This window comes from Desulfobacula sp., assembly GCF_021107415.1.
The window spans coordinates 1-8,625 of the sequence record NZ_JAIOSW010000142.1 but is presented as its reverse complement, the minus strand read 5'-3'; the positions used below and the strand labels follow the sequence as shown (position 1 = coordinate 8,625).

Annotated in this window: 7 protein-coding genes; 6 read left to right on the top strand and 1 reads right to left on the bottom strand. The window is 39.2% G+C overall.

Going from position 1 to position 8,625, the window contains the following annotated elements; all coding sequences use genetic code 11:
- The 6 genes from K8S13_RS07475 to K8S13_RS07450 form a co-directional block, all read left to right on the top strand.
- Window positions 1-710: response regulator (locus K8S13_RS07475; protein ID WP_291461641.1), on the top strand; the 710-nt coding region annotated here is incomplete at its 5' end.
- 1 nt (window position 711) lies between these two features.
- Window positions 712-3,606: a flagellar assembly protein A gene (locus tag K8S13_RS07470; protein ID WP_291461640.1), complete on the top strand. Its 2,895-nt coding sequence runs from the start codon at window positions 712-714 to the stop codon at window positions 3,604-3,606.
- Between the two features lie 12 nt (window positions 3,607-3,618).
- Window positions 3,619-6,066: a flagellar assembly protein A gene (locus K8S13_RS07465; RefSeq protein WP_367172549.1), complete on the top strand. Its 2,448-nt coding sequence runs from the start codon at window positions 3,619-3,621 to the stop codon at window positions 6,064-6,066.
- A 170-nt stretch (window positions 6,067-6,236) separates the two neighbouring features.
- Window positions 6,237-6,494: a hypothetical protein gene (locus K8S13_RS07460; protein ID WP_291461639.1), complete on the top strand. Its 258-nt coding sequence runs from the start codon at window positions 6,237-6,239 to the stop codon at window positions 6,492-6,494.
- On the top strand, window positions 6,491-6,892 hold the full coding sequence (locus K8S13_RS07455) for a type II toxin-antitoxin system VapC family toxin (protein ID WP_291461638.1): 402 nt from the start codon (window positions 6,491-6,493) through the stop codon (window positions 6,890-6,892). The genes K8S13_RS07460 and K8S13_RS07455 overlap by 4 nt, the downstream gene beginning before the upstream one ends.
- Window positions 6,893-7,044: 152 nt before the next feature.
- Window positions 7,045-8,415, top strand: a complete 1,371-nt coding sequence (locus K8S13_RS07450) for an ATP-binding protein (protein WP_291461637.1) — start codon at window positions 7,045-7,047, stop codon at window positions 8,413-8,415.
- 58 nt (window positions 8,416-8,473) lie between these two features.
- Here K8S13_RS07450 and K8S13_RS25650 read toward each other — a convergent pair whose 3' ends face one another.
- Complete coding sequence (locus K8S13_RS25650; protein ID WP_367172548.1) at window positions 8,474-8,608, bottom strand: hypothetical protein; 135 nt, start codon at window positions 8,606-8,608, stop codon at window positions 8,474-8,476.
- Window positions 8,609-8,625 lie beyond the last annotated feature (17 nt).

The window sequence follows — 8,625 nt, the reverse complement described above, 5'->3', positions numbered from 1 at the left end:
ACCATACTGTATTGATCGTTGATGATGAGGAACAAGTCGGAAAAGCACTGGGCCGGCTGATGAAAAGCATTGGTGCCAAATATGTTTATATGGAATCCGGCCAGGAAGCCCTTGATCGAATAAAAACTGCATCCAAACCCTTTTCTTTAATCCTTTCGGATCAACGAATGCCGAAAATGGAAGGATCTGTTTTCCTGGAAAAAGCCAAAGAGATCGCTCCGGACACCATCCGCTTTCTCATCACCGGCTATGCAGATGTGGATGCGGTTACAGATGCCGTAAATAAGGGTTCCATTCACCGGTATATTGCTAAACCCTGGGATAATAAAATATTGGCAGAAACTGTTAAGGCAGGTCTTGAACAACACGAGCTGATCATGGAAAATCACAGACTGTTTGCGCTGGCCAAAGAACAGAATACAAAATTGTACACAGTCAATACGGAACTTAAAAAGAGTGCTGCCGTTCATAAAAAAGCAATTATTCAAAAAGACAAACAGATCGCTGAATTAAATACCCGCCTTGAAAAAGGATTTGAGAACAGAAATTATATCAATGAAATGGAAACCCTTCTTAAAGAAAAAAAATTACTTGATAAAGGAAAACTCGACTCACTTTATGTTGCGATAATAGCTGAGCTGTATGAACAATTTCAGGACATTGCTACCCGCAATGGTTTTGAAATGCCTGAAAGTATTCCCGGAGGATAAAATGTCGGATAATAGTGAATATGGCATCCTGGTTGTTGATGATGACGAACCCATTGTAAAGAACATGCGGCGGGTGCTAAGGCGTAAAGGATTCACCAAAATTACTTCCGCCCTTAATGGTGAGCAGGGAATCAAACTATTGGAAACAGCCCAGACCCCATTCTTTTTAATTATGTCTGACCAGCGGATGCCGGGGATGTCCGGCAGTGAATTTTTGGAAAAAAGCATCCTGCTAAGCCCGGAATCCAGGCGGATGCTGATCACTGGGTATTCGGATTTTGACACCATTATTGATGCGGTTAATAAAGGAGAAATGCACCAGTATATTTCAAAACCCTGGGATAATGACGATCTTTTACTCAGGATCATGGGGGAACTTGAAATATATAAAAATTTTCAAGAGCGCAAACACCTTTACAATGTTACAAAACGTCAAAATGCAAAACTGTTTGATCTTGCTTCAACCCAGAAAAAAGAACTTCAAAAATTCACTATTGCCCTTGAAAACAAAAAAGAAGAGGTGGAAACGCTTGTCCAGACACTCAAAGAGGCAAAAGAACAGGCTGAATTCAAAGAAGTATTTTTAGGACTTGATGAGCTTCTTTCCAGAACTATCACCATGAATAAAAGTAATCTTACCCAGGCATTCAAAATAGCAAATAAAGAAGTCACTTCCCTGGTGGAAACCATTTCAGACCGAAACAAGCTGTCATTTTCGCCGGATAACGTTCAGATGGGTGATACCGATGTGAATGAGCTGGAAGACGAAATATTTGAAATTATTGATCAGATCATTGAAAATGTGGTCATTACGGTTGAGCCGCAACTCTTTGGTATTGGCTCTGAGCCCAGTACCGGTATCGTAATTGATGATTACAAGCAATTGCCGGATTTTGATGAACTTGCCTTCAATGACGGGTTTATCACTAAAGGTGAGCGTGAAAAAGCTTTGGAAGAGCTGGAGGAAAAAGAAGCCGAGTTGTCTACCGGACTGACCGCTGACAAAATTCTGATACAGAATGGTTTCTTAAGAAGACAGGATCTCAGCCGTATTTTTGCAAAACTTGCCATGATAGAAACCCGGCTTTTAGACAGGGATCTGGCCAAAATGATGGTGAACAGGGAAATCGCATCAAAAAAAGATATTGACCGGGCATTTAGAAAACAATTAAACAATTTTGAAGACAGCGGAGTAGCAATGCTGTTAGGTGATATCCTGGTGGAATCCGAGATCATTTCACCTCAAATACGTGATGAAATCATGGCCACCCAGGATAGGACCGGTAAAAAGAAAAGTGCCATTGACCAGTCCTCTCAATTTTCTTCTGAATTCGGCGCTTTTGTGGATCTCCAGATTTCAGAGGATAAGGTTCAGGCATGGATAAGGGTTCCCAAGACCGTGCAGGGGACGACCGATATCGATCCGGTTAAAAAACTGATAAAAAAACGCGGTATAAAGCATGGCATCACGGATGATCTTGCGATTCGCAAATTCCTTAAAAACTGCACTGATCCCCATGAAAAATTTGTTGTTGCCCAGGGCATACCCCCCAGTGTTGGAAAACCGGCCCGGATTATTTACCATTTTAATACGCAATCTGATTCAGCAGGTGTCATCAATGAAGATGGTTCCATTGATTTCAAGTCAAGAGGAGATTCTCCTTTTGTTAAAAGAGGGCAGGTTCTGGCTGAGAAACAACCCATGGAGCAGCCCAAATCCGGCATAGATATTTTTGGCGAAACCCTTTTGGTGGGTGACGTGGATGATGTTCCCCTTGAAGGCGGAGAAGGGGTTGAATTGTCAGAAGATGAGTTAAAGCTCACTGCAACCATTACAGGCCAGCCAAGCATTGATATCAAGGGAATCATATCTGTCCTTGAATCCTTTACCGTCAAAGGCGATGTGGACTTTAAGACTGGAAATATCAACTTTAACGGTAATGTCATTGTAACCGGCACTGTTAAAGAAGGCTTTCTTGTTGAATGTGAAGACCTGACCGCCGATGAAATTAATGGCGGCATCATCAGGATCAGAGGAGATCTTAAAATTTCAAACGGTGTTGTGAATGCTGATATCCAAACCCAGGGAAGTGTTCAGGCAAAATTTTTAAACAAAACAAAAGTGTATGGATATGGCGATATAATGATCACAAGAGAGATCATGGAATCTTATATTGCCATCAGCGGTGCTTTGAATAATGAAGCAGGCAGAATTACCGCCTGCACCATTGCTGCCAGAAAAGGTATGAGTGTCAAACAGATCGGTACGGAAAAATCAGAATATTCCACTGTAAAAACAGGGGCAGATGATCATATCCGATGGATCGCTGAAAAATATGATACAAAAATAGAAAAAAAACAAAGAGAACTGGATGTGACCATTGCTGAAAAAATGGAGCATGATGAAGCCTATAATGGTTTGCACGTTGACATTGCCAACCAGACATTTGCCCAGGAAAAAATCACAAAAAAGATTGATTTTCTGGAAAATAAAATTGGTGAAGTAAAAGAAAAAGAAGAAAAAGCCAGGATCGTTAAAGATCTAAAAGAACTTGAGACAACAGTACAACAATCCGATGAAAGGATTAAAGCCATTTTTGAAGAACAGGATATAGTTCAGCAAAAATCAACTGCGTGTGAAAAGAAAATAGAAGAATTAAATGAAGAAATTAAAACTATACAAAAAGAAAAAGAAAAACTTATCGGAAAACTTGAAAAGGAAAATCCGGTCCCGGAACTTAAAGTCAGTAAAAAGCTCTACACCGGGACAAGGATAACCGGCACCCAGGCTTCTATGATCTTAAAACAGGACCTTGGTGCTTCAAAATTCACAGAAATAGACTCTGAAAATCCGGATAGCCCCAAACAGCTTATCCATCAAACCCTGAACCTGTAAAGGAAAAAGAAAATAGCTGAAGAAGAAAAAAAAATACTTGTAATTGAATCGACTGTGGACTTGAGAGATCGGATGCAAACCCTTTTATCAGCCAGAGGATATCAGGTGAACAGCTTTAACGTTTCTGCAGATGCGCTTGAGGATATTGAAGCATCAAAAACATCCCCCTACTCCCTGATTATCTCAAGCTATATGATGCCCAAAATGAAGGGGGATGAAATCCTGAAAAAAGCCAGGAACATAGCCCCTGATACCCAGCGGTTATTGATAGCGGATGTGGCTGAACTGCAAACCCTGGTCAGCGCCATTAACGAGGCCGGCATCCACTCCTGCCTTACACTTCCCTTTGAGGATGAGGACTTTCTCATACTGGTGAATCATTGCTGCGATCAGTATGACATCAGCATAAAGCAGAAAAATCTTAAAAAACTCATCCATCGCCAGAATAAACAACTTTTTCAAATTGCCGGTAATTTCAAAAAAAAGGGAGAGCTTTATTTAGCCCGGATTGAAAAGAAAAATAAGGAAATTCGAATACTTGAATCCCGGGTCCGGGCAACGGGCAGATCTGATTATCCGGACAAACCGGTTCTGTTGCAGGATATCCTGACCAAACGGAATGTTTCATTTTCGCCAGACAGTTTTGGTGATGAATTTCTAATTATCAAGGACCAGGTCAAACAAATAATAGAAACAGCTGCTTCCAGGCATTATATTACCCTGAAATCCATCTCATACCCGGAGACACTTGATCAGACACCGTCAACAAGTGAAATTGCGCCCCTTGTGGAAGATATACTGCCAGTGGCTTATCGCCTCCTTGAAAAAAAAGAGCATCTCGATACCAAATCCTCTGGAAAAGTCAAAATAGTCCTCCTTGATGACCATTTTGAACTGACGCTTTCAAAAAACAAAACCAAAGCATTTATCAAAATAAAAACAATTGATAATCACATATTAAGTCTTGCCTATGTCAAACAATTTCTTGAAAAAAATAAGATTATTAACGGGGTGAGAGAGGACCATGAAATAGACGACTGGCTTCACAAGGCGGCTCCGGATGATGAACCTTTTATAATTGCCCTGTGCAGAGAACCCAAATATTCGAAAGATGCCCAAATCCGGTATCATTTTCCAACCGATTTCCTCCATGCCGGAAAAGTAGACAAAGACGGCAGTATCAATTTCCAGGACAGAGGAGAGGTTCCTTACATAGAAGATGGTGCGTTTCTGGCAGCAAAAATTTTTCCCGAAGAGGGTACCCCTGGAATTGATGTCCTTGGAAAAGAAATTATAGTGGATGAGCCTGTTGACCTGACATTTTCTTCGGGTCCCGGAACCCGGATATCTGAAGATGGTGTTAGAATCTATGCCACAACAGCCGGGCAGCCTCACCTTGACGCCATGGGGAATGTGTCGGTCTGTCCTGAATTCCAGATAAAAGGGGACCTTGGATTTGAAACCGGAGATGTGAACTTTGACGGAAATGTGATTGTAAACGGCATTGTAAAGCAGGGATTCAAAGTCAAATGTGCCTCTTTAACCGCCCAGGAAATTCAGGGTGCCCAAATCGATATCGAAGGGGATCTCAACGTCTCTTTGGGAATCGTTGATACAGAGCTTGTTAAAGTCAAAGGGTCTGTTCAGGCTAAATTTGTTCATAACTCAAAAATAAGTGCCTTTGGTGACCTGATTGTTCAAAAGGAAATTATTGATTCAAAAATTCATTTAAGCGGTGCCTGTATTAATGAAACCGGCTTAATCATCAATTCTGAAATTTCAGCAAAAATGGGCATCAATGCCGGTAATATAGGAAACAAAGCTTCAAAACCCTCAACACTTACCGTGGGGGTGGATGAACATGCCAATCTGCTTGTGGCCAAGGTTGACTCAAAACTGGGAATGAATAATACTGCGGTTAATGAATTAAAAACTGAAACAATAGAACTTGAAAAAGAAGATCAGAATCTGCATGCTCTTATATCCAAATCTGCCTATGTCCAGGATCGTTCCCAACTGGAGTTAAAGGATATTGGGAAAAAACTAGCAAGCCTGAAAGCTTCGGGAAATATGGCTGCATTTCAGAAGGTATCAAAAACGGTTAAAGAAATAGAAAAAAAGGCAAGGCAAGCTGAAGAAAAAATTAATAAAGGATTTGACCGCCAGGATGAAATCGCTCTGGAAATTTCTCAAAAAAAAGGCAGGATTAAAGAATTTGAGGATCTGAACAGCGAACTTTCAGATGAAAAAAAACGCTTACTTGAATTTTCGGACAGAAATGAACCCTTACCGGAAGTCAAGGTTGCTAAAAAGATAGAATCAGAAACCAAAATATTTGCAAAGAATTCCTCTTTAACCCTTCATAACTCCTCTTCAAGGTGCCGCATCAGGGAATTTTCCAGAAGCCCGGATGGTGCCGGCGGTATTGAGATCTATGAAATACAGCTTATAGATTATTAAAGGCTATTCACCGTACATATCACCGCCATGCCTGCATCCTGATTATATAACTTTATATCATTTGGATATTTACGGGTATACTTGTGGGTGCTTGACTTTTTTAGATATTGAACTATAATAGAATTATATGAACCAGAAAAAGTTCAATGGTAGTTCAAAAGGAGGTGACAATGAAATCAATAACGATTCATGGTCTTGATGGGCCACTCTGGTCAATGTTAAAAGCAAAATCAGAATCTGAAAGCATGAGTCTTAACAAAACCATTAAAATGCTTTTAGAAAAGTCACTGGGTATTAGACCTGCAAAAAACAAAGAACGATATAATGAATTCATTGAGTTTATGGGAATTTGGACTGATTCAGATCTTTCTGAATTTGAAAAGAATACAAAAGAATTCAGTAAAATAGATAAGGAAGATTGGGAATGAAAAAAATAATTCTCGATACCAATGCATATTCAAACCTTCTAAACGGCGCCAGCGAAGTACTTGATGTTATAACAGAATCCGATACCATTTATATGTCCATATTCGTTTTAGGCGAATTATATGCTGGATTCAAAGGCGGCAATAAAGAAAACTATAATAAAAAAATTTTAAACAACTTTCTTCATAAGCCAGGTGTCAAGATTCTAAATGCAACAAATGAAACTGCTGAATTTTTCGCCCTGATCAAAAACCAGCTCAAAAAAACAGGGAAACCCATCCCTGTAAATGACATATGGATTTGTGCACACACTATTGAAAGTGGATCTATTCTTGTAACCTATGATAACCATTTTAATTCCATTGAAAACCTCAGAATCTGGGAAAGACCGTGTCTATGAAATATAGCTTATAAATTATTAAAGGCTGTTCACCGTACATATCACCGCCAGGAAGCGTTGTATCAATATCCAAAAATACCTTTACTTTTGTCTCAAATAGATATAAAAATACCTATAATTTTATCAAAATATGTATAATTTTAGAGGGAAAAATGATAATTAGAGATGCTGTTGATGATCTGAAATCCTGGTATTTGCGGAAACAAAGAAAACCCTTGCTGATAAGAGGTGCCCGCCAGGTTGGAAAAACCACTCTTGTAAGGATGTTTTCTGAAATAGAACATATTCAACTGGTTGAAATTAATTGCGAAAAACCGTGGGGATTCATTCCTCTGGTTGAAAAATTAGATCCTGGAATTGTACTCCAGGCCATAGAATTTGAACTGAATATCAGCATAAACCCAAAGAATAGCTTAATATTCTTTGATGAAGTCCAGAATACTCCTTCCATTTTAAAGCTTCTGCGTTATTTTTACGAAGATCTTCCTGAATACAGGATTATTACAACAGGTTCTCTGCTGGAGTTTGTCCTTGACGAACCTCAATTTTCCATACCGGTTGGACGGCTGGAACTTATGTATCTTGGACCATTCTCTTTTGAAGAATTTTTAAGAGCAACAGGAGAACAACAGGCTTTAGATGTTATACTCAATTTTCAGCTCGGTGATGATATTGATCAACATATCCATGTAAAGCTGACACAACTACTGCGACGATATGTTGCCATCGGCGGTATGCCGGAAGTGATGCATGCCTATGTCCAAAATATCAGCATGGTCGAGTTAGAGCGGATAAAAAATTCGATTATTGATACATTTAAACTGGATTTTCATAAATATAAAAAAAATACAAAGCCTCAATTACTCTCCATCTTATTTGATTCGCTTCCTACAAAAATTGGACGGAAACTTAAATATTCAAATATTGATAAATCCTATAGATCAAATGAGATTGGGAAATCATTACATCAGCTATGCCTTGCCAAAATAGTCTCCAAAGTATTTAATACCGGCTGTAACGGCGTTCCTCTCGGGGCGGAAAAAAAGGATCGGTTTTTTAAATGCTTTATGTTGGATATTGGACTGATCCATACTCAACTTAAACTAAATCCCTTTGAAATAAGTGAAGTAGATGAACTCAATTACATTAATAATGGAGCTCTGGCAGAACAATTAATCGCTCAGCAACTAGTGGTACAGCATCAATATTTCATAGAACCGGAATTATATTATTGGGCAAGAGAAAAAAAAGCAGCATCTGCTGAAGTTGATTTTGTCATTACTAATTTTAAAAGACGAATCATTCCAGTGGAAGTCAAAGCGGGAAGCACTGGCAGCTTGCGCTCTCTACAAATCATAGTCATTGAAAAATCGCTTCATCATGCGGTTAGATTTAACTCAATGCCGCCATCAATATTTCAGGAAAAAAGAAACACTGTCAAAGGAGAATCACGCTTTACTCTTTATTCCCTGCCTCACTATATTTCAGGACAATTGCTGAGGATAGTGAACAAAATAGATTAAAAAATTCGACTCTTTTAATCTTATCCATTGAAACATCAAAATTTGGGAAAGACAGTATTTAATCACTTGATTTATAAAGCCATTTATCCAGCATATCAGAAAGAGCCCGGGGTTTAACCGGCTTTGAAAGATAGTCATCCATACCGGATTTCAGGCATTTTTCGCGATCCTCTTTCATGGCATTGGCTGTCATGGCAACAACTATAACGG

Bases quoted from the DNA above. Each gene is read 5' to 3' on its own strand.
- K8S13_RS07455 (WP_291461638.1), top strand. From the start codon at position 6,491: ATGAAAAAAATAATTCTCGATACCAATGCATATTCAAACCTTCTAAAC.
- K8S13_RS07470 (WP_291461640.1), top strand. From the start codon at position 712: ATGTCGGATAATAGTGAATATGGCATCCTGGTTGTTGATGATGACGAA.
- K8S13_RS07450 (WP_291461637.1), top strand. From the start codon at position 7,045: ATGATAATTAGAGATGCTGTTGATGATCTGAAATCCTGGTATTTGCGG.
- K8S13_RS07460 (WP_291461639.1), top strand. From the start codon at position 6,237: ATGAAATCAATAACGATTCATGGTCTTGATGGGCCACTCTGGTCAATG.
- K8S13_RS25650 (WP_367172548.1), bottom strand. From the start codon at position 8,608: ATGACAGCCAATGCCATGAAAGAGGATCGCGAAAAATGCCTGAAATCC.